This is a genomic window from Bacillus sp. FSL P4-0290 (assembly GCF_037975435.1).
GTDB lineage: Bacteria > Bacillota > Bacilli > Bacillales > Bacillaceae > Bacillus > Bacillus subtilis.
In genome coordinates, this window is sequence record NZ_CP150253.1 from 751219 (window position 1) to 772039 (window position 20821).

General features: G+C 46.7%; 18 protein-coding genes. 13 read left to right on the forward strand and 5 right to left on the reverse strand.

Translation table 11 applies throughout. From position 1 onward, the window contains the following. The first annotated feature begins 24 nt into the window (after nt 1-24). The 6 genes from MKY10_RS03850 (at nt 25) to MKY10_RS03875 (ending at nt 8267) form a co-directional block, all read left to right on the forward strand. Nucleotides 25-2598 (forward strand): hypothetical protein, encoded by a 2574-nt coding sequence (locus tag MKY10_RS03850; RefSeq protein ID WP_048655137.1) that lies wholly within the window; start codon nt 25-27, stop codon nt 2596-2598. 121 nt (nt 2599-2719) lie between these two features. After that, nucleotides 2720-4228 (forward strand): extracellular solute-binding protein, encoded by a 1509-nt coding sequence (locus tag MKY10_RS03855; protein WP_015252604.1) that lies wholly within the window; start codon nt 2720-2722, stop codon nt 4226-4228. Between the two features lie 54 nt (nt 4229-4282). Beyond that, nucleotides 4283-5239 (forward strand): sugar ABC transporter permease, encoded by a 957-nt coding sequence (locus MKY10_RS03860; RefSeq protein ID WP_339226195.1) that lies wholly within the window; start codon nt 4283-4285, stop codon nt 5237-5239. A 13-nt stretch (nt 5240-5252) separates the two neighbouring features. Then, the gene (locus MKY10_RS03865) at nt 5253-6140 is read left to right on the forward strand and encodes a carbohydrate ABC transporter permease (RefSeq protein WP_003242715.1); all 888 of its coding nucleotides are present in this window, start codon (nt 5253-5255) and stop codon (nt 6138-6140) included. 8 nt (nt 6141-6148) lie between these two features. Then, nucleotides 6149-7489 (forward strand): alpha-galacturonidase LplD, encoded by a 1341-nt coding sequence (gene lplD, locus MKY10_RS03870; RefSeq protein WP_033883224.1) that lies wholly within the window; start codon nt 6149-6151, stop codon nt 7487-7489. A gap of 82 nt (nt 7490-7571) precedes the next feature. Next, on the forward strand, nt 7572-8267 hold the full coding sequence (locus tag MKY10_RS03875; protein WP_015252601.1) for a DUF421 domain-containing protein: 696 nt from the start codon (nt 7572-7574) through the stop codon (nt 8265-8267). A 36-nt stretch (nt 8268-8303) separates the two neighbouring features. Here the strand turns inward: MKY10_RS03875 and hmoA are convergent, their stop codons facing one another. The 3 genes from hmoA to MKY10_RS03890 all read right to left on the reverse strand — a co-directional run bounded on the left by hmoA (nt 8304) and on the right by MKY10_RS03890 (nt 9730). After that, complete coding sequence (hmoA, locus tag MKY10_RS03880; protein WP_003243958.1) at nt 8304-8630, reverse strand: heme-degrading oxygenase HmoA; 327 nt, start codon at nt 8628-8630, stop codon at nt 8304-8306. Between the two features lie 103 nt (nt 8631-8733). Beyond that, entirely contained in the window at nt 8734-9096 is a 363-nt protein-coding gene (locus tag MKY10_RS03885; protein WP_003233803.1) for a VOC family protein, read from the reverse strand. Between the two features lie 91 nt (nt 9097-9187). After that, on the reverse strand, nt 9188-9730 hold the full coding sequence (locus tag MKY10_RS03890; protein ID WP_044052603.1) for a hypothetical protein: 543 nt from the start codon (nt 9728-9730) through the stop codon (nt 9188-9190). Nucleotides 9731-9927: 197 nt separating this feature from the next. Here MKY10_RS03890 and MKY10_RS03895 point away from each other — a divergent pair, with 197 nt between their 5' ends. The 4 genes from MKY10_RS03895 (at nt 9928) to MKY10_RS03910 (ending at nt 12082) form a co-directional block, all read left to right on the forward strand. Further along, complete coding sequence (locus MKY10_RS03895; RefSeq protein ID WP_015252598.1) at nt 9928-10800, forward strand: STAS domain-containing protein; 873 nt, start codon at nt 9928-9930, stop codon at nt 10798-10800. 154 nt (nt 10801-10954) lie between these two features. Beyond that, nucleotides 10955-11122, forward strand: coding sequence for a YezD family protein (locus tag MKY10_RS03900; RefSeq protein WP_003244522.1), 168 nt, complete (start codon nt 10955-10957; stop codon nt 11120-11122). A 109-nt stretch (nt 11123-11231) separates the two neighbouring features. Beyond that, nucleotides 11232-11876 (forward strand): Bax inhibitor-1/YccA family protein, encoded by a 645-nt coding sequence (locus MKY10_RS03905; protein WP_048655135.1) that lies wholly within the window; start codon nt 11232-11234, stop codon nt 11874-11876. A 110-nt stretch (nt 11877-11986) separates the two neighbouring features. After that, nucleotides 11987-12082 (forward strand): hypothetical protein, encoded by a 96-nt coding sequence (locus tag MKY10_RS03910; RefSeq protein WP_044052602.1) that lies wholly within the window; start codon nt 11987-11989, stop codon nt 12080-12082. A gap of 23 nt (nt 12083-12105) precedes the next feature. Here MKY10_RS03910 and yetL read toward each other — a convergent pair whose 3' ends face one another. Next, nucleotides 12106-12609, reverse strand: a complete 504-nt coding sequence (gene yetL, locus MKY10_RS03915; RefSeq protein WP_015252596.1) for a transcriptional regulator YetL — start codon at nt 12607-12609, stop codon at nt 12106-12108. A gap of 162 nt (nt 12610-12771) precedes the next feature. On the opposite strand from yetL, the gene MKY10_RS03920 reads away from it, so the two are divergent. Next, complete coding sequence (locus tag MKY10_RS03920) at nt 12772-13881, forward strand: FAD-dependent oxidoreductase (protein ID WP_015252595.1); 1110 nt, start codon at nt 12772-12774, stop codon at nt 13879-13881. Nucleotides 13882-13915: 34 nt separating this feature from the next. On the opposite strand, the gene MKY10_RS03925 is transcribed toward MKY10_RS03920, so the two are convergent. Then, the gene (locus tag MKY10_RS03925; protein ID WP_003233793.1) at nt 13916-14986 is read right to left on the reverse strand and encodes a DUF3900 domain-containing protein; all 1071 of its coding nucleotides are present in this window, start codon (nt 14984-14986) and stop codon (nt 13916-13918) included. A gap of 149 nt (nt 14987-15135) precedes the next feature. Here MKY10_RS03925 and cypD point away from each other — a divergent pair, with 149 nt between their 5' ends. Together cypD and ltaS1 are read left to right on the forward strand one after the other, a co-directional pair. Next, nucleotides 15136-18321, forward strand: coding sequence for a bifunctional P-450/NADPH--P450 reductase (cypD, locus tag MKY10_RS03930; protein ID WP_015252594.1), 3186 nt, complete (start codon nt 15136-15138; stop codon nt 18319-18321). A 446-nt stretch (nt 18322-18767) separates the two neighbouring features. Next, nucleotides 18768-20687 carry a lipoteichoic acid synthase LtaS1 gene (gene ltaS1 / locus MKY10_RS03935; RefSeq protein ID WP_015252593.1) on the forward strand — a complete coding sequence of 640 codons (1920 nt, stop codon included), beginning with the start codon at nt 18768-18770 and terminating at the stop codon, nt 20685-20687. Nucleotides 20688-20821: the final 134 nt, after the last annotated feature.

The window sequence follows — 20821 nt, forward strand, 5'->3', positions numbered from 1 at the left end:
TTTTTTCTATGGAGGGAGAGACCGATGAAAAAGATCAAATGGTTATCAGGACAGCCAAAGGTGATAAGTGGTGTGACGTGGGGCGTGCCATGGAAAAAAGGAGAATTAAAAAAGGGTGACCGTCTGGCGCTTATGAATGAAAACGCGGAAATGCGATATGTGCAAAGCGAACCGTTGGCCTATTGGCCGGATGGGAGCATCAAGTGGACGAAGCACGCGGCGGTGTTTGGTGGTCGTAGAAACCAAATATTTACAGTTAGCAAAAGAGAAGTGCCGCAGCCAACTGAATCGCTCAGCATTCATGAGACAGAGCATGATATCCAAGTGAATACAGGATCACTCGTTTGTACCATTCATAAAAAAGGATCTGATTTCATTCAATCATTGCAGATCAATGGAAAGCCGATCGCCGCAGGCGGGAGGCTCGTTGCGATAAGGGAAACGAGAAAGGAGTCAGCGGCGGAAACGGTTCTTTTGCATGAAAGGTCTGTCAGCTTTATCAAACGGGCGGCGATTGAGCAGAGTGGTCCTGTCAAAGCAGTAGTCAAAATCGAGGGAGTGCATGTGCTCCATAAAACGAATGAAGAATGGCTGCCGTTTGTCATCCGATTGACGTTTTATGCCGGGCTGTCTGAGATCGGCCTTGTGCACACGCAGCTGATTGACAGGAGCGGTAAACAAGAATTCATTAAGGGGCTCGGCATCGAATTCGACCTTTTTTTGGAGGGAGAGCCGTACAACCGCCATTTCCGCTTTGCGGGAGAGAAAGGGATGTATAAAGAACCCGCCCAGCTGTTTGGCACACGTAAATTCAATGAACGATATCCGCTTTATGAAAAACAAATCAATGGCGAAATGCTGTCTCCAGATGAAGAGCATAAGGAATGGTTTGCACATGGCACACAGAATGTGGTTTGGGACGATGTCAAGCTCGTGCAAGATTCCAGCGATCATTACAGCCTGTCAAAACGGACCGGAAAAGATTATGCGTGGGTTGGAATGCTGCATGGCAGCCGGGCGAAGGGGCTCTGCTATGCGGGCGGAAAAAATGGCGGTGTGGCTCTCGGCCTGCGGTATTTCTTTGAGAAATATCCTTCAGCACTGGAAATCACAGGTCTTGCCGGCAGCCGCCCCAAAATGACTATCTGGCTTTGGCCTCCGGACGGCGAAGCGATGGATTTGCGGCATTATACAGGAAACACCCACGTGGCCAGCGCGTATGAAGGCTTTGATGAAATGCGCTCTGATCCGACAGGCATTGCGAACACAAATGAAATCAGCCTGGCGTGCTTTTCGCACATGCCGTCTGACGAAGTCCTCAATGCGCTGGCTGACAAATGGCAGGCGCCGCCGCTCATTGTATGCGAGCCGGACGTCTATTACGAATCAAAAGCACTCGGGGTATGGAGCATCATTGACACAACCCATCCGCTCAAAAAAGAGCTGGAAGAACAGCTCGATGCGGCCTTTCTGTTTTATAAAAAGGAAGTAGAGCAACGCAGATGGTACGGTTTTTGGCATTATGGCGATGTCATGCATACGTATGACCCGATCCGGCATATGTGGCGGTACGATCTCGGCGGATACGCATGGCAAAACAATGAGCTCGTTCCGACCCTATGGCTGTGGCAGGCGTTTTTCCGCTCAGGCAGAGAGGATATCTTCCGAATGGCAGAAGCCATGACCCGCCATACGAGTGAAACGGACAGCTTTCACCTCGGTGAATATGCCGGGCTTGGCTCACGGCATAATGTTGTGCACTGGGGATGCGGCTGCAAGGAAGCGAGAATCAGCATGGCCGGGCTTTATAAATTCTATTATTATCTGACGGGTGATGAGCGGACGGGAGATCTTTTGACAGAAGTGAAGGATGCCGATTATGCCCTCGTCAAAACCGATCCGATGCGCGCTTTTTACGAGAAAGGCAATCACCCGACTCACGCCAGAACGGGACCGGACTGGGCGGCGTTTTGCTCGAACTGGCTGGCGGAATGGGAGCGGACCGAAAATCCTGATTATCTCCACAAAATCCAAACAGGCATCAACTGTCTGAAGCGGCTGCCGCTCCGCTTATTATCCGGCCCGACATTTGAATATGATCCGGCGACCTCGATGCTTCATCATATGGGAGACGGCATTGCGGGCGGATATCATATGATCATTGCCTTCGGCGCGCCGCAAGTGTGGATGGAGCTGGCTGAGCTTCTTGATGACCGGGAATGGGAGGATATGCTGAGTGAATTCGGCGAATTTTACACACTCAGTGATGAGGAAAAACGGAAAAAAAGCGGAGGCGCTCTTCATGACGGGCATTTTCACTGGCCGATGTTCGCCGCCGGTATGACAGCCTACGCTGCAAGAAAAAAACAAGATCCTCATCTCGCCGCCAAAGCGTGGAATCTTTTGCTAGAAGATAAGCTCAGCCATACGCCGCTTCCGATCAAACCGGAGCGCATCGAGACATGGAAGCAGCTAGAGGAGCTTCCATGGGTGACAACGAACACTGTCTCTCAATGGTGTTTAAATGTCATAGCGGCGCTGGAACTGATCGGAGATTCCCTTCCGGCAAAAAAAGAAACATCGGGCAAAAAAGGATAACAGCCGGAATTTCATAGGAGAAATGGTGCAAAAAATGAAGATTGCAAGAATTTATGTAAGCGCTTTATATTGAGAGGGGCAAAGGGGAAATGCAAATTGAAAAAAGGGGGACATACGCAACATGAAAATAAGAATGCGAAAGAAATGGATGGCCTTGCCGCTTGCTGCCATGATGATCGCCGGATGCAGCCATTCGGAAACATCCAATTCAGCAAGCGGTTCGAAAGATACGATCAAAATTATGGCGCCGCTTTTATCGCCGGAAAGCCCGAGTGATAAGAGCCCTTCATTAAAAGCGCTCGAAAAATACACAGGCAAAGAGATTAAGGTCACATGGGTGCCTGATTCATCCTACAACGACAAATTCAACATCGTCATGGCTTCAGGAGAGATGCCTCACGCGATTGTCATTAAAGATAAGTCAGCGGGCTTTATCAAGTCTGTCAAAGCAGGGGCGTTTTGGGAGCTGTCTCCTTATTTAAAAGACTACAAGAATTTAAGCCAGGCAGATGAAAAGATTTTGAAGAACAGCTCGGTGAACGGCGAGGTGTACGGAATCTATAGAACGAGGGATCTGATCAGGGCGTGTATGATCATCAGAACCGACTGGCTGAAAAATGTCGGTCTGGATATGCCGGAAACGCTTGATGATTTCTATGAAGTGCTGAAAGCCTTTAAGGAAAAAGATCCTGACGGAAACGGCAAGGATGATACGTACGGCATGGTCGTGCCGAAATGGATGGGACTCGGCAACGGAAGCCCATGGGATGTTCTGCAAATCTGGTTCGGCGCTCCGAACCGCTACGGTGTTGAAAACGGAAAGCTGATTCCGGATTTTACAACGAAGGAATACATGGATGCGCTCACGTTTTTTAAAAAGCTCTATGATGAGGGCTTGATCAATAAGGACTTTGCTGTCATGGATTCTGCGAAGTGGAATGATCCGGTTGTAAAAGGAAAAGCGGGTGTCATCGTTGATACAGGCTCAAGAGCGTCTCAAATCCAAAGCGCGATGGAGGAGGCGGATGAGTCGAACAAGGATATCATTGATATCGTCGGCTCGCTTGAGGGACCGAATGGCAAGCGCACTTTCCCGACATCTGGTTATTCAGGCATGATCACGATACCAAAATCAAGCGTCAAAACCGAAAAAGAGCTGAAAGAGGTGCTGTCCTTCCTCGATAAGATGAATGATAAGGAAGCGCAGATTCTCACGAACAACGGAGTGAAGGGCCGCAATTACGAGCTCAAGGACGGCGTATTCACCTCACTTGAAAAAAACAACAAATCTCTCCTGTATGAGCATGAAGGCTTGGCACAGTTCAGCATGTCGATTCCGAAAAGCGAGTATTACATCGAAGACCAGAAAACCAAGCTCTTCCAGCATCGCAAGGACATCATAACCGAAGGAGAAAAAATAGCCGTCTTTAACCCAGCTGAATCGCTTGTATCTGATGTCTATACCCAAAAAGGAGCCCAGCTTGACAACATCATCCTCGACGCGAGAACACAATTTATCATTGGAGAAATTGATGAAAAAGGGTTCGCTGATGCAGTGGAGCTTTGGAAAAAAAGCGGCGGCAATGACCTGATGAAGGACTTGAACAAATTGTACCAATCGTCAAAATAAACCGATGCGCCTGCCGTTCGGCGGGCGCCCCGGTAACATGAAAGGAGAACAGATATGGAAACAGTGCCGAAGAAGGGAGATTCACCTGTTCTCACCGCTGGAAAAGGCATCAGCTGGATGGCTGCGCTCAAACGGGACAAATGGCTTTATCTTCTTCTTATTCCCGGTCTGATTTATTTCTTGATTTTCAAATACTTGCCGATGTGGGGCGTGCTGATCGCTTTTAAAGACTATTCGCCGTATCTTGGCTTCTGGAAAAGCGAATGGGTCGGTTTTGATTATTTCAAAGACTTTTTTATGAATCCGAATTTTTTCCGGCTGCTGCGCAACACCCTCATGCTGGCGAGCCTGGATCTTTTGTTTGCCTTTCCCGCGCCTCTCATTTTAGCCCTGCTTTTGAATGAGGTAAGAAAGGCCGTGTATAAAAGATGTATCCAAACCTTTATTTACGTACCCCATTTTGTATCATGGACAATTGTGGTCAGCATCACCTTCGTTTTCTTTACTGTCGATACAGGTGTGATCAACAAAATGATCATGAGCCTGACAGGTGAGCAGATTTCTTTCTTGTCGGATGCAGACTGGTTCCGGCCGATGATTGTGATGCAAAGCATCTGGAAGGAGACAGGCTGGGGAACGATTCTATTTTTGGCAGCGCTCGCTACAGTTGATCAAGAGCAGTATGAAGCGGCCATCATGGACGGAGCGGGGCGGTTCAGGAGAATGTGGCATATTACGCTGCCGGCGATTAGAAGCACCATTATCGTTTTGTTGATTTTAAGAATCGGCAGCTTTTTGAATCTTGGCTTTGAACAGGTGTATTTGATGACGAACTCACTCAACCGCAGTGTGGCTGACATCTTCGACACGTATGTGTATATGATGGGGATTACCCAAGGGGCGTATAGCTACAGCACGGCGGTCGGTTTGTTTAAATCAGTTGTCGGGATTATCTTGATTTTTGGCGCCAAATACATTGCGAAAAAGTTTGATCAGGAAGGATTGTTTTAGAGGAGGGAGAGGTATGGCTGAAATTCACACGATGCACAACACCAAAGCCGGACGGGTGTTTGACGTCTGCAACATTCTGTTTCTCGGCGGTGTCGGCGCGATTACCATTTTGCCGTTTTTATATATTATCGCCGGTTCCTTTGCGACAGAAGCGGAACTCGCCCAGCGGAGCTTCTTTATTTTCCCGAAAACCTTTACACTTGATGCTTACAAGTATGTGTTTTCGACACCGACGTTCCTTCGAAGCATGGGCGTGTCCATCTTCATCACGGTGGTTGGGACGGCTGTACAGCTGTTTTTCACCTTCACGATGGCGTATCCGCTGGCGAAGCGGCATGTGAAGGGACGGAATCTGCTGTTGAATCTGGTGATTTTCTCCATGCTGTTTTCAGGCGGCATGATTCCGACGTATCTTGTCGTAAAATCACTTGGCCTTTTGGATACGTATTGGGCATTGATTCTGCCGATGGCGATTAATCCGTTCAACCTTATTATTATCAAAAACTTCTTTCAGCAGCTGCCGCGCGAGCTGGAGGAATCAGCAAAAATTGACGGCTGTTCCGAAATCGGCGTCTTCTGGCGGATCGCCCTGCCCCTGTCAAAGCCGGTTATTGCGACCTTTGCGCTGTTTTATGCGGTCGGGATTTGGAATGATTTCTTCCACGCTCTCTTATATATCAATGACAGTGCAAAATGGCCGCTGCAAATGGTGCTTCGCCAAGTCACGATTTTATCGGATTTAACGGCGACCAATGGCGATACGATGCAAAATGCCGTTCCGCCGGAGCAGGGAATTAAACTCGCTGTCATTGTCATTGCGACGCTGCCGATTTTGGCGGTCTATCCATTTTTACAAAAACACTTTGCAAAGGGAATGCTGATCGGTTCGGTGAAAGGCTGAGAAAGGGAGTGTTTCATATCAGTACATTAGATCAGATTAAGATTGCCTATATCGGCGGGGGGTCCCAAGGCTGGGCCAGAAGCCTGATGAGTGATTTGTCGATTGATGAAAGGATGTCAGGCACGGTGGCGCTCTATGATCTTGATTTTGAAGCCGCTCAGAAAAATGAAGTGATCGGCAATCACAGCGGGAACGGCAAATGGAGATATGAGGCTGTTTCTACTTTGAAAAAGGCGTTATCAGCCGCGGATATCGTCATTATTTCCATTTTGCCGGGATCACTGGATGATATGGAAGTCGATGTCCACTTGCCTGAGCGCTGCGGTATTTATCAGTCTGTAGGTGATACTGTCGGGCCTGGAGGAATCATCAGAGGCTTGCGTGCTGTGCCGATATTTGCAGAAATTGCCCGGGCAATAAGAGACTACGCACCAGAGTCATGGGTCGTTAATTATACAAACCCGATGTCTGTCTGTACAAGAGTACTGTATAAAGTGTTTCCCGGCATCAAAGCAATTGGCTGCTGCCACGAGGTATTCGGGACGCAAAAGTTATTGGCGGAAATGGTCACGGAAAGGCTGGGGATTGAGGTGCCGCGGCGTGAGGATATCCGCGTTAATGTGCTCGGCATTAACCATTTTACATGGATCACAAAAGCCTCTTACCGCCATATTGACCTGCTGCCTATATTCGGTGAATTCAGCGCGCACTATTGGGAATCAGGATATGAGCTGGAGGGGGAAAGCTGGAGGGACAGCGTCTTTTGTTCGGCACACCGTGTTGCGTTTGATTTATTTGAAACGTATGGCGCCATCCCTGCTGCGGGTGACAGGCATCTGGCAGAGTTTCTTCCCGGTCCATACCTCAAACAGCCTGAAGTATGGAAATTTCATCTCACACCTATATCATTCAGAAAACAAGACAGAGCTGAGAAACGACAAGAAACAGAACGGTTGATCGTGCAACAACGGGGCGTTGCTGAGAAAGCTTCGGGAGAAGAAGGCGTGAACATCATAGCGGCTCTTCTCGGATTGAGTGAACTCGTCACAAATGTAAATATGCCGAATCAAGGCCAGGTCTCAAACCTTCCTATACAAGCCATTGTCGAAACAAACGCATTCATCACAAGGAACCGTGTCCAGCCGATTTTGTCCGGAGCGCTTCCGAAAGGTGTGGAAATGCTGGCGGCTAGGCATATATCCAATCAGGAGGCAGTGGCGGACGCAGGTTTAACAAAGGACACTGGCCTCGCGTTTCAAGCCTTCCTCAATGACCCGCTTGTCCAGATTGACCGCAGTGATGCAGAGCAGCTTTTCAATGACATGCTCCAATGCACCATGCAAAGCTGAGCTTGCCGATTAGCTCTTTCCGGTTTAGAAAGGAAAGCATTGACCATACTGATAGTATAATCAAGAAGTAGGTGCTATCAATATGGGAAATTATTTAAGTGTTGCGGTAGAACTGGTCTGCGGTTTAGGCATTTTATTTATCATCTTAAAGCTTCTCGGGAAAACCCAATTTTCTCAAATTACGCCGTTTGACTTTATCTCTGCTTTAATTTTAGGAGAATTGGTCGGAAATGCCGTTTACGATCATGAAATCAAAATCAAAGAAATTATTTTTGCTTCGCTGCTGTGGGGCGTGCTGATTTATATTATTGAATTTATCACGCAAAAAATGAAATCATCGCGAAAGTTCTTGGAGGGCGAGCCGAATATCGTCATCCGCAAAGGGGAGCTTCAATATAAAGTATTGAAGAAAAATAAGATGGACATTAACCAGCTGCAAAGCCTATTGAGGCAAGCTGGGAGCTTTTCGATCCAAGAAGTAGAATATGCGATTTTGGAAACAAACGGGATGGTCAGCGTGCTTCCAAAATCAGACTTTGACAAACCGACCAATAAGGATTTGCAGGTTCCTTCGAAGTCTGTTTCCCTGCCAATCACGTTAATCATAGATGGAGAGCTTGTCCGGGATAATCTGAAGGAAGCAGGTGTGGATGAACAGTGGCTGAAGCAAGAATTGAAAAAGAAGAACATTGATAAGACAGAGGACGTGTTATTTGCAGAATGGCATAAAAATAAGCCGCTGTATACCGTAACATACGAACAAAGCAGATCAACATGACTCTTAGAAAAAAGCTTGCAGCAAGGCGCAAGCTTTTTATTGATTGTATGTCCCTTGTTTGACAGCACGTACATGGTACATGCTCACTTCAGTGCTGATCAGATAGTCAGGCTTTGGTTTGCCTTTGTTTGCTTTATGGCCGGCGATATGCGCATCGCTTTTTTCCCATTGCTTCCAGTGATCCTCTGATTCCCAGCGAATCATGACAACAACTTCTTCATCACCGCGGCGCACATTTTTCTCAAGCACTGTCACATCAATTAAACCTTCTTGTTTTTCAATGATTCCTTCAGCGCTGAAACGTTCTATGACTTTATCTGCAAAGCCTTCTTTAACCGTCATTTTTCTCAACTGTACAAACATTTGTCTCACTCCAATCATTCTCACATATGAATAATTGTAAGTGAAATTCATTCTCAATGTCAAAGAAAGCGCAGGGCGGAATCGAACCGCAGTGCGCAACAGTTTATTCTTTTAATAAAAACACATTTCCGTCTTCGTCCTTAAATTGAACGAAGGTGCCCCACTCCATTTGATTGGGCTCACCGAGGAATTCTACACCGTTTGTCTTCATTTTCTCGTATGTACCAAAGATGTCTTCGCATTCAAACACAATAGAAGCCTTCATTTGCTCTGAGCCTTTCATCATGGCTTTCGGGTAAATGACTAAACGAGTCTCGGCCCCTTTTGGCGCAACCTCCAGCCAGCTTGCTTCAGGTCCCATTGGGTGGTCCGCTGCAATATCAAAGCCTACCTTCTCTGTCCAAAATTGCTTCGCTTTCTGCTGGTCCTCGACATATACAGCAACAGTGCCAATTTGTTTGATCATAGGGAAACCTCCAAGTTGAAAAGATAATAATACTATAACCTGTTTACGGCCGAAGTAACATAAAAAAATCAGCCGGGAAACCGGCTGATTATTAAAATGAGCAGCTTACAACATCGATGTGATTTGTGTCTAAGGCGAAATAAACCCAGCGGCGCCGTGAGGAATCCCAATAAAAGCCGCCGACGGATCTTCTGCCAAGGATGATCGGGTAAAACCAAAATGAGCGGCCATTGGTTAACCAAACATAGGTAAATCGGAAAAGGCAAGGACGAATGGTGATTGGTTCAACTAACAAAACGGCTCCTTGAGAACCCTGCGGTTTTGGGGGTTTCGCTGGTATTTGGGAAGGAGGAGGTCCCTGCGGCGCACCGCCGAAGCCTGGGCTGGCACCGCTGCCAATACCAGGGCCGGAGCCGCCGCCAAAACCTGGAATAGCGCCACCGCCAATGCCAGGGCCGGAGCCGCCGCCAAAGCCTGGAACAGCACCGCCGCCAAAGCCAGGGCCGGAGCCGCCGCCAGAGCCCGGAACAGCACCGCTGCCAATGCCAGGCCATGGATATCGGTATTCATATTCAAAAGCAGGCCAAGGCTCATAAAAATGCCCCGCAAACATATAAGGATCAACATAATACATGTGATAACGTCCTTTCTCATTGTAAACTGTACACTGCAGTTTATGCGGGCGGACTCTTATTGGTGCATTCGCCTAAGGATATGAAGCTGGAATGCTCTCAAAGAGCAGAATCATTTGATTTTTCTCTAGTCTTATTCACAATTCCGATTTATCATTTTATAATGAAAGTGCTTCTATTACGAAAAAGGAGACAGACCGTGAATATCGATCAATTATTATATCAATATATCATAGACAACACTGCGGATATTACTGAGAAATGGTTCAGTTTGCGTTGCCAGCTAAAAGGCGAGCTATATTCCGCCAGCCATTTAAGTGAAGAAACGAAAACACTTTTAACCGAGCAGCATACATTTACCAATATAACAATCGCAAGCGCATTTCTGGAGGATCAAACCGATTTTCAAGAAAACATGACAAAATGGGCGGAAAACGTTGCGAAAAACAGGGTAGAGCAGGATGTTCAAGTGCATGAGGTCGTAGAAGCCATATCCAATTCTAGAATCTCATTCTGGGACGCAGTCGCCACATTTATAAAAGAGAATCAGGAGATTGTGACAAATGAGGATGCAGACCGATGGAACCGCATTGTGAATCAGTCGTTCGATAAGCTGATTATTGAATTCTCTGAGCAGTACCAAAAATTCATGCTGATGAGGCTCACATCTCAGCAGGAACTGATCTCAGAGCTTGGCTGCCCGGTCATTTTCATTGCCGATGGAATCGGGATATTGCCGCTTATCGGCTCCATTGATACAAAACGGGCACAGGTCATTTTAGAAACAGTGCCGGTCCGCTGTGTCGAGAGAAAAATCACAAGCCTCGTCGTTGATCTTTCGGGTGTTCCGATTGTGGATACCATGGTGGCTCAGCAATTGTACAACCTGTATAAAACGCTTTTCTTATTAGGCGTCAAAGCCGTATTTTCAGGGATTCGCCCGGATGTGGCCCAAACTTCGATTCAATTGGGGCTTGATTTTAGTGAATATGAAACGTACGGCACGCTGAAGCAGGCATTAGAAAATATGGGTGTCCGCTGTATTGTTGAGGAATTGGAAGAAAACAAATAGGAAGTTTCCAGGCATATGATTGACCGTCACAGGGTGATCATATGCCTTTTTGATTTGAACAGAAATCACCATTGATTTATCAAAAAAAACATAATATTATAATTCTTATAAGAATACTGTGAATTAAAACCTATTCAACAGGGGGGAAGGTCTTTTGGTTTCTAAATCAACGATTGATCCGGAAGTGATTGAAAAAATAATCAGCTCGCTGGAAACACTCGATTTCGGCACCGTTCAGATTACAGTTCATGATTCTCAGATTACCCAAATTGAGAAAATAGAAAAGCACCGTTTTTCGCTGAAAAGGAAAGAATCAAAATGATAATGTAAAGGGCGTTTGTTTTCATTAAATTCTCCTTAAAACATATACATATTTCATCCAATTTTTATATAATAGACCTTTAAGATCATTTTTTAGGAGGATTTTTGACATGCAAGCTACGGTTCACGAGAGTAAGCAATCGATCATGCAACGCATTTTGACAGTCTTTGTCTTCACTTTGCTGATCGCGACTGTCGGCCTTTTTATCGGCCAATTTGTTCCTGCCGCTTTGATGCTGCCGCTTTCTATTCTTGAAGTGGCGATGATTATTCTGGCCTTCTGGATGCGCAGAAGAAAAGCGGTCGGGTATGCGTTTGTATATACATTCGCGTTCGTTTCCGGCATTACCTTATTTCCGATCGTCAGCCATTACGCTTCCATCGCCGGCGCCTATGTCGTGCTCGAAGCCTTTGGTTCTACATTTGTCATTTTTGCCGTCTTAGGCACAATCGGCGCAAAAATGAAGAAGGATTTATCCTTCCTGTGGTCGTTTCTGCTGGTTGCGGTGCTCGCACTCGCAGTGGTAGGGATTTTCAACATTTTCAGCCCGTTAAACTCAGCGGCGATGAAGGCGTACTCCGTGATCGGAACCATCGTCTTTTCCCTTTACATTTTGTATGATTTGAATCAAATCAAACACCGCCACATTACGGAAGACTTGATTCCGGTTATGGCGTTATCGCTGTACCTAGACTTTATCAACTTGTTCATCAACCTGCTCCGCTTCTTCGGCATTTTGAGCAGTGATGATTAATGAAAAAGCGCCTGTCATTGGATAGGCGTTTTTTGCCATACATCAAAAAGGCAGGTGGAGTCGTGCGTCTGTCATGTTGTCAGCCGTGATATTGAAGGAGCCGTTTGAGCTTGTGCATACTGTGTGTCATCAGCGGCATATTTGTTACGGTCATAAAGAAAAAACAGCCGGATGCGTATCCGGCTGCAGAAGAAAAGACGCTATAGCCTGTCCGGATCGGACGGGTTTTTTAGTCTTTAAACACGCTCAGCCTTTCAAAAAGATCACCAAGCATCTTCACGAACATGTCTTTTTCCTCGTCGCTGTAGTTTTCCATGACCGCTGAGATTTTGCTGAAATGGCCGGGCAGAAATTGCTTCAGGCGTGCTTTGCCTTCTGTTGTCAGTTCAATGCTGATTTTTCGTTTATCCTCTGTGTGATGCCTGCGGCTGACAAAACCGTCTCTCGCCAGCCCGTCCAGCAGGCCTGTAATTGTTGCTTTCGTGACATTTGACCGCTTGGCAAGCTCTGTCGGACTTAACCTATGATCCTTGGCATCAAAGAGCAGCATCAGGATTTTGAATTTTCCTTCTGAAAGCCCTCGGCCAGCAAAGTAATGCTCCATCACATGATTCATTTTTTTTGAAATATCAAATAGAGATAAAAACAATTCAAGAGAGCCGGCGTCAATATTGGCATACGTTTCGGCGTGCTCTGTTATATGCTTATATTTCGGTAAATGTTTTAATTCCATCGCAAGTAGCTCCCGTACATTCGTTGTGACACGATTATAAAGGAGGGAAAACCATAACGCAACTTGGCTTGGAGATGATTGACAGCTTTTCTTGGGACATAGTAAGGTAATATAGTTAGGTGCCTAACTAATACATATAGAGCTGAAAAGGTGGTTATTGATATGAAACATATGTTAATAGCAGGAGGCGGCATCGGCGGCTTATCAGCGGCCATTTCTCTCCGTAAGGCAGGGTTTTCCGTCACCTTATGTGAAGCGGCTTCAGAAAACCGAAAAACAGGTGCGGGGATTCTTCAGCCGCAAAACGCACTGGCGGTGTTGAAAGAACTGGGCGTATTCGAAGAGTGCTGTAAGCACGGCTTTCAAACAGAATGGTTTAAAACGTTTGATGAACAGGGGAATTTGCTGTTTCAAGTCAGTGAATCCTTTTTAGACGATTCACTTCCGGGACGCAATAATATCCTGCGCAAAACGTTAAATGACATTCTCATGAAGCATGCCGAGGCAGTGGGTGTAGACATCAAGTGGGGGAAAAAGGTTGTCGCTTATGAAGAAACAGCTGAATCGGTCACTGCCGTATGTGAAGATGGGGAAAAGATGCAGGCTGACATTCTGGCGGGCTTTGACGGCATTCACTCTGTTGTTCGCGATAAGATGCTGCAAAAGGAGACGGAAAAAGAGCATCTCGGCATGGGAGCGTGGCGCTTTTATATCGAACTTCCCGATTTTACATTTAAGGACGCGACATTGATGTACAGAAGCGGAGACACACAAATTGGCGTCGTGCCGTTGGCGGAACACGCTGGCTATGTCTTCGTCCTCCAGCCTTGCACGAGCGATTACTGGGATGAGGAAGATACCCGGTTTGATAGAGTAAAAGAGGTTCTTTCTGGTTTTCCGGGGCTGGATTTTGTCACAAAGCACATGTCAAAACAGCATCCTGTCATCTTTAACAAACTGGAGCAGGTCGCCGTGCAGGAGCCATGGCATAAAGGCCGCGTTGTCATCGGAGGAGACGCCGCCCACGCCGGCGCGCCGACCCTGGCGCAAGGAGCGGCAATGGCGATCGAGGATGCCATCGTCCTCGCCGAAGAACTCCAAAACCACGCCGACCACGAAACAGCATTACTGGCGTACTACAAAAGAAGAGCCCCACGAGCGCTCAAAGTCCAGAACTTATCATCGGAAATCGTACGCCGTGGGCTGAAAGGAGAGCCGGGAGCGGAAGAACTGATTGGGGAGTGCTATGCGGTGTTGAGGGAAGGGTATTAAATAGGAAAAGTCCAGAAAGTGATTTCTGGACTTTTTAGTCTTGCTCTGTTTTATTCCTTATCCGCTCAATCACCTCATGCAGCCCCTCAGGCTTATAAAACTCCACCGGTGAACTGCCTTTCTCAAACGAAATCGTCTCGGCTTCAATCAGCGCGACATAGCGCCCGTTTACTTTTGCGAGATGAATAGAATCGCCAAAATCCGCTAGCAATCCCTTAATCTCTGTTTCTCCGACTTTCATTTTCAGCTGGGCCTCTGGCGTGTGCTCGATGATTTGGGCGGAGGCTTCGATGACTTGATGGGTGTCGAGGCGCTCTTGGATTTCCCGTTTTTCGCTTGCTTCCCAAATCTCAATGTCGTGCTCGAACTGCTTGAGTTCTTCGCTGTTGTCTTCAAATGTCTCGTAGACGTGCTCTTGTACCATGTTCATGACCTGATTTTTCATGATTTCTGGCATTGATTCTCCGTACTCGACGAATTTCAGAAAGTCCTCAAAATAGCGGGCGTGTGAGGCCTGGTGGATTTTCAGTTCACCTTCCTCGACCATTCCTTCCTCTGGCATGTACGGGTATTGGATGCTTTTCATGTTTTTTGTCGTGATCGCCATTTCGACTTTTTTAATGAGAGAAGACGCGTCAGAGATGCGGGCGACCTTCGGCTCAAAATCACATTTCATAATAAAGACAAATGACTCGTCAAAGTATTTTCTCGGTACGGCCGAAGCGACGAGAAACACGCCGCCGCGAACCGCGCTTGTGTCAAGGTACGTGCGGACGAACTGCTCGCTCAGCTCATTGAAGTCTTCTTTTGTTTCCGCCAGACGCGCGCGGTTGAACATGTTGTAGTTTGGGTTAGAATCGAGCTCGTGGCCGGGCTCGACGATAAAATGGCCGATTTTCGTCGGGACCTGCTCGGACTGCGGATGGCGGTCTGCTTTCCGTTTGACGATTTTTTTCAGTTCCCCGTCGAGAAAGTCCTTCAGCTCGCTTTCTTCAAATTCGCCCGTATCAAGGGTCTGGAAGTGCTTGAACTGCTTGTTCGCCTGCTCATCTTTGCCTTCCACCTGTATGACATAAAAGGATAAAAACCGAATTTCAAAATCCATATATAAACTCACCTTATTCGCGTATTGTACAGCTTCTCAAGTATAGAAAAAACAGCGATCATGCGTCAATTGGGAGAACGGAATAATCATGACCATGAAAGGGAAATGTAGTCAAATAGAAGGCATCTCATACGGAAAGGAATGGTTCGATGAAGGAAACAAGCCCGATTCCTCAACCGAAGACGTTTGGGCCGCTCGGCAATTTGCCTTTAATCGATAAAGACAAGCCGACGCTTTCGCTGATCAAACTGGCGGAAGAACAGGGCCCGATTTTTCAAATCCATACACCCGCGGGCACGACCATTGTAGTGTCCGGCCACGAATTGGTGAAAGAGGTTTGTGATGAAGAACGGTTTGATAAAAGCATTGAAGGCGCCTTGGAAAAGGTTCGCGCATTTTCCGGTGACGGATTGTTTACGAGCTGGACGCATGAGCCTAACTGGAGAAAAGCGCACAACATTTTGATGCCGACGTTCAGCCAGCGGGCCATGAAGGACTATCATGAGAAAATGGTCGATATCGCTGTTCAGCTCATTCAAAAATGGGCAAGGCTCAACCCGAATGAAGCAGTCGATGTCCCGGGAGATATGACCCGGCTGACGCTCGACACCATTGGGCTATGCGGGTTTAACTACCGCTTTAACAGTTACTACAGAGAAACGCCCCACCCGTTTATCAACAGCATGGTGCGGGCGCTTGATGAAGCGATGCATCAAATGCAGCGGCTTGATGTTCAAGATAAGCTTATGGTCAGAACAAAGCGGCAATTCCACCATGATATTCAAACGATGTTTTCGTTAGTCGACAGCATTATTGCAGAGCGCAGATCGAATGGAGACCAGGATGAAAAAGATTTGCTCGCCCGCATGCTGAATGTGGAAGATCCGGAAACGGGTGAAAAGCTCGACGACGAAAATATCCGCTTTCAAATTATTACGTTTTTGATTGCCGGCCATGAAACAACGAGTGGCCTGCTTTCCTTTGCGACTTATTTTTTATTGAAGCATCCTGACAAACTGAAAAAGGCGTATGAAGAGGTCGATCGGGTGCTGACAGATGCAGCGCCGACCTATAAACAAGTGCTGGAGCTTACATACATACGGATGATTTTAAATGAATCACTGCGCTTATGGCCGACAGCTCCGGCTTTCAGCCTTTATCCAAAAGAAGACACAGTCATTGGCGGGAAATTTCCGATCACGACGAATGACAGAATTTCTGTGCTGATTCCGCAGCTTCATCGTGATCGAGACGCTTGGGGAAAGGACGCAGAAGAATTCCGGCCGGAACGGTTTGAGCATCAGGACCAAGTGCCTCATCATGCGTACAAACCATTCGGAAATGGACAACGGGCCTGTATCGGCATGCAGTTTGCCCTTCATGAAGCCACACTTGTGTTAGGCATGATTCTAAAATATTTCACATTGATTGATCATGAGAATTATGAGCTTGATATCAAACAAACCTTAACACTTAAGCCGGGCGATTTTCACATCAGGGTTCAAAGCCGTAATCAGGATGCCATTCATGCAGACGTCCAGGCAGCTGAAAAAGCCGCGTCTGATGAGCAAAAGGAGAAAACGGAAGCAAAGGGCACATCAGTCATCGGTCTTAACAACCGCCCGCTTCTCGTGCTGTACGGCTCAGATACCGGCACCGCAGAAGGCGTCGCCCGGGAGCTTGCGGATACTGCCAGTCTTCACGGCGTAAGGACAGAGACAGCACCTCTGAACGACCGGATTGGAAAGCTGCCGAAAGAGGGAGCGGTTGTCATTGTGACCTCGTCTTATAATGGAAAACCGCCAAGCAATGCCGGACAATTCGTGCAGTGGCTTCAAGAAATCAAACCGGGTGAGCTTGAGGGCGTCCATTACGCGGTATTTGGCTGCGGCGACCACAACTGGGCGAGCACGTATCAATACGTGCCGAGATTCATTGATGAGCAGCTTGCGGAGAAAGGCGCGACTCGGTTTTCTGCGCGCGGAGAAGGTGATGTCAGCGGTGATTTTGAAGGGCAGCTTGACGAGTGGAAAAAAAGCATGTGGGCGGACGCCATTAAGGCATTCGGACTGGAGCTGAATGAAAACGCCGATAAGGAACGAAGCACGCTAAGCCTTCAGTTTGTCAGAGGGCTGGGCGAGTCTCCGCTGGCTAGATCGTACGAAGCCTCTCACGCATCCATTGCCGAAAATCGTGAACTCCAGTCCGCGGACAGCGATCGAAGCACCCGCCATATCGAAATCGCATTGCCGCCGGATGTTGAATATCAAGAGGGCGACCATCTTGGCGTATTGCCAAAAAACAGCCAAACCAATGTCAGCCGGATTCTTCACAGATTCGGTTTGAAGGGAACCGACCAAGTGACATTGTCGGCAAGCGGCCACAGTGCGGGGCATCTGCCATTGGGCCGTCCTGTCAGCCTGCATGATCTTCTCAGCTACAGCGTCGAGGTGCAGGAAGCAGCCACAAGAGCGCAAATACGTGAACTGGCGGCATTTACAGTGTGTCCGCCGCATAGGCGCGAATTAGAAGAACTGTCAGCAGAGGGTGTTTATCAGGAGCAAATATTGAAAAAACGAATTTCCATGCTGGATCTGCTTGAAAAGTACGAAGCGTGCGACATGCCGTTTGAACGATTTTTAGAGCTTTTACGTCCGTTAAAACCGAGATATTATTCAATTTCAAGCTCTCCAAGAGTGAATCCGCGGCTAGCATCGATCACAGTCGGCGTCGTGCGCGGCCCTGCGTGGAGCGGCCGTGGCGAATACAGGGGCGTGGCTTCAAATGATTTAGCTGAGCGCCAAGCCGGTGATGATCTCGTGATGTTTGTACGCACACCAGAATCTCGGTTTCAGCTTCCAGAAGACCCTGAAACGCCAATCATTATGGTCGGACCTGGCACGGGAGTCGCGCCATTTCGCGGTTTCCTTCAAGCCCGCGAAGTTTTAAAGCGGGAGGGGAAAACGCTCGGTGAAGCTCATCTCTATTTTGGATGCAGAAACGATCGTGATTTTATATACCGCGATGAGCTTGAGCAGTTTGAAAAAGACGGAATCGTCACTGTCCACACAGCCTTTTCCCGTAAAGAAGGCATACCGAAAACGTATGTCCAGCATGTAATGGCTGACCATGCAGAAACGTTAATATCGATCCTTGACCGCGGAGGCAGGCTTTATGTATGCGGTGATGGCAGCAAAATGGCCCCGGATGTGGAGGCGGCACTACAAAAGGCGTATCAGTCTGTCCATGGCACCGGGGAGCAAGAAGCGCAAAACTGGCTGAGACATCTGCAGGATACCGGTATGTACGCTAAGGATGTCTGGGCAGGGATATAGATAAAGAAGACTGGAGACATCCAGTCTTTTTTGTCCTTTCGAAAAAATGGTGATCGCGCTAAACATTGATGCATACAATAACTTCAGTCCGCCGGAAGGGCGGGCTGTCTGCAAAACCTATTTTTCGTTTTTGCTAGTTTATGTTATTCTTATACTCGGTATCTATTTCTTTTTTCAAAGGCACACATGACAAAAGAAATCCTTTTTTTATTTTGGAGAAAAAAATGTGAAACGAAATGAAGGTTTCTTTCGTCCAGTGATTGGTTTCCAAATGGTTGTAATAAAAATGATATGGTGCGAAACATAAATATTCCGGCTTGCCGCGGTGTATTTCTTGTTGTGTGATGCCTTGATTTTGTTTGGAAAGAAGGAATTGGAAGGCAGGATATAAAGAGCAGGTAAATATGAATGAAGAACTTAAAGTGTTTAAGAAAGTAGAGGTTGCCATGAAGAAACTTTTTTCTTACAAACTTAGCTTTTTTGTGCTGGCTGTTATACTGTTTTGGGCAAAAACGTATTTATCCTACAAGACTGAGTTTAATCTTGGGGTAAAAGGCACAACTCAGGAGATCCTCCTGATATTTAACCCATTCTCAAGCGCCGTCTTCTTTTTAGGACTGGCTTTGCTGGCGAAAGGGCGTAAATCAGCCATTATTATGCTGATTATCGATTTCTTGATGACATTTGTGTTATATGCAAATATTTTATTCTATCGTTTCTTTGACGATTTCTTGACGTTCCCGAACATTAAACAGTCCGGAAACGTTGGAAACATGGGAGACGGGATTTTCAGTATCATGGCCGGTCATGATATTTTCTATTTCTTAGATATTATCATTTTGATTGCGGTATTGATCTGGAGACCTGAATTAAAAGAATACAAAATGAAAAAACGCTTTGCATCTTTAGTGATCCTTTCTGGGATCGCACTGTTTTTCATCAACCTGCACTATGCGGAAAAAGACCGTCCGCAGCTGCTGACAAGAACGTTTGACCGCAATTATATTGTGAAATATTTAGGTTTATACAACTACACCATTTATGACGGTGTACAGACGGCTCAAACAGAAACGCAACGGGCCTATGCAAGCAGCGATGATTTAACAAGCGTCGAGAATTACACGACGTCTCATTATGCAAAACCGAACGCCGAGTACTTCGGCTCTGCCAAAGGCAAAAATATCATTAAAATTCACCTCGAAAGCTTCCAGTCATTCCTGATTGACTACAAGCTAAACGGTGAAGAGGTGACGCCTTTCTTAAATAAACTTGCGCACGGCGGGGAAGATGTGACGTATTTTGATAACTTCTTCCATCAGACAGGCCAGGGAAAAACATCTGATGCCGAGCTGACAATGGATAACTCGATCTTCGGTCTTCCTGAAGGCTCCGCGTTTGTGACGAAAGGCGAAAACACCTACCAGTCGCTTCCTGCGATTTTAGACCAGAAGGAAGGCTATACAAGCGCCGTCCTGCATGGTGATTACAAATCGTTCTGGAACCGTGACCAGATTTACAAACATATCGGATATGACAAGTTCTTCGACGCAAGCACGTATGATATGTCAGATGAAAATGTGATTAATATGGGGCTTAAGGATAAGCCGTTCTTTACAGAATCGATTCCAAAGCTTGAGTCTCTTAAACAGCCGTTTTACGCGCATTTGATTACTTTGACAAACCATTATCCGTTTAACCTGGATGAAAAAGACGCGTCTCTTAAAAAAGCGACAACTGGCGATAACACAGTTGACAGCTACTTCCAGACAGCGCGTTACCTTGACGAAGCGCTTGAGCAATTCTTCAAGGAGCTGAAGGAAGCCGGCCTGTATGACAACTCAGTCATCATGATTTACGGTGACCATAACGGTATTTCTGAAAACCATAACCGAGCGATGAAAGAGATTCTTGGAAAAGAGATCACAGATTATCAAAACGCACAGAACCAGCGTGTGCCGCTGATGATCCGCGTTCCTGGCAAAAAAGGCGGAGTGAACCATACGTATGGCGGCGAAATTGACGTCATGCCGACAATTCTGCACTTAGAAGGAATTGATTCTCAGAAATACATCAACTTTGGTACTGACTTATTCTCTAAAGACCACGACGATACAGTGGCATTCAGAAACGGAGACTTCGTAACGCCGAAGTACACATCAGTCGACAATGTCATTTATGATACGAAGACTGGTGAAAAACTGAAAGCGAATGAAGAAACGAAGAATCTGAAAACAAGAGTGAACCAGCAGCTGAGCCTTTCAGACAGTGTCCTGTACAAAGACTTGCTGAGGTTCCATAAACTAAATGATTTCAAAGCCGTTGATCCGTCAGACTATCATTACGGCAAGGAGAAAGAAATCAAATAAGATGAAAAAGAGCCTTGAGCGGGCGCATTGCCTTCGCTCAAGGCTCTTTTTTTGGTTATACAACCAACTTGAAAAAATAGATTCCATTTGGTCACCAAGGCTGGCTTTCTCTCATATCATTACAGTAGATTTTG

Coding starts and splice junctions, on each gene's coding strand:
- MKY10_RS03850 (WP_048655137.1), top strand. CDS start 25: ATGAAAAAGATCAAATGGTTATCAGGACAGCCAAAGGTGATAAGTGGT.
- MKY10_RS03855 (WP_015252604.1), top strand. CDS start 2,720: ATGAAAATAAGAATGCGAAAGAAATGGATGGCCTTGCCGCTTGCTGCC.
- MKY10_RS03860 (WP_339226195.1), top strand. CDS start 4,283: ATGGAAACAGTGCCGAAGAAGGGAGATTCACCTGTTCTCACCGCTGGA.
- MKY10_RS03865 (WP_003242715.1), top strand. CDS start 5,253: ATGGCTGAAATTCACACGATGCACAACACCAAAGCCGGACGGGTGTTT.
- MKY10_RS03875 (WP_015252601.1), top strand. CDS start 7,572: ATGGGAAATTATTTAAGTGTTGCGGTAGAACTGGTCTGCGGTTTAGGC.
- hmoA (WP_003243958.1), bottom strand. CDS start 8,630: ATGTTTGTACAGTTGAGAAAAATGACGGTTAAAGAAGGCTTTGCAGAT.
- MKY10_RS03885 (WP_003233803.1), bottom strand. CDS start 9,096: ATGATCAAACAAATTGGCACTGTTGCTGTATATGTCGAGGACCAGCAG.
- MKY10_RS03890 (WP_044052603.1), bottom strand. CDS start 9,730: ATGTATTATGTTGATCCTTATATGTTTGCGGGGCATTTTTATGAGCCT.
- MKY10_RS03905 (WP_048655135.1), top strand. CDS start 11,232: ATGCAAGCTACGGTTCACGAGAGTAAGCAATCGATCATGCAACGCATT.
- yetL (WP_015252596.1), bottom strand. CDS start 12,609: ATGGAATTAAAACATTTACCGAAATATAAGCATATAACAGAGCACGCC.
- MKY10_RS03920 (WP_015252595.1), top strand. CDS start 12,772: ATGAAACATATGTTAATAGCAGGAGGCGGCATCGGCGGCTTATCAGCG.
- MKY10_RS03925 (WP_003233793.1), bottom strand. CDS start 14,986: ATGGATTTTGAAATTCGGTTTTTATCCTTTTATGTCATACAGGTGGAA.
- cypD (WP_015252594.1), top strand. CDS start 15,136: ATGAAGGAAACAAGCCCGATTCCTCAACCGAAGACGTTTGGGCCGCTC.
- ltaS1 (WP_015252593.1), top strand. CDS start 18,768: ATGAAGAAACTTTTTTCTTACAAACTTAGCTTTTTTGTGCTGGCTGTT.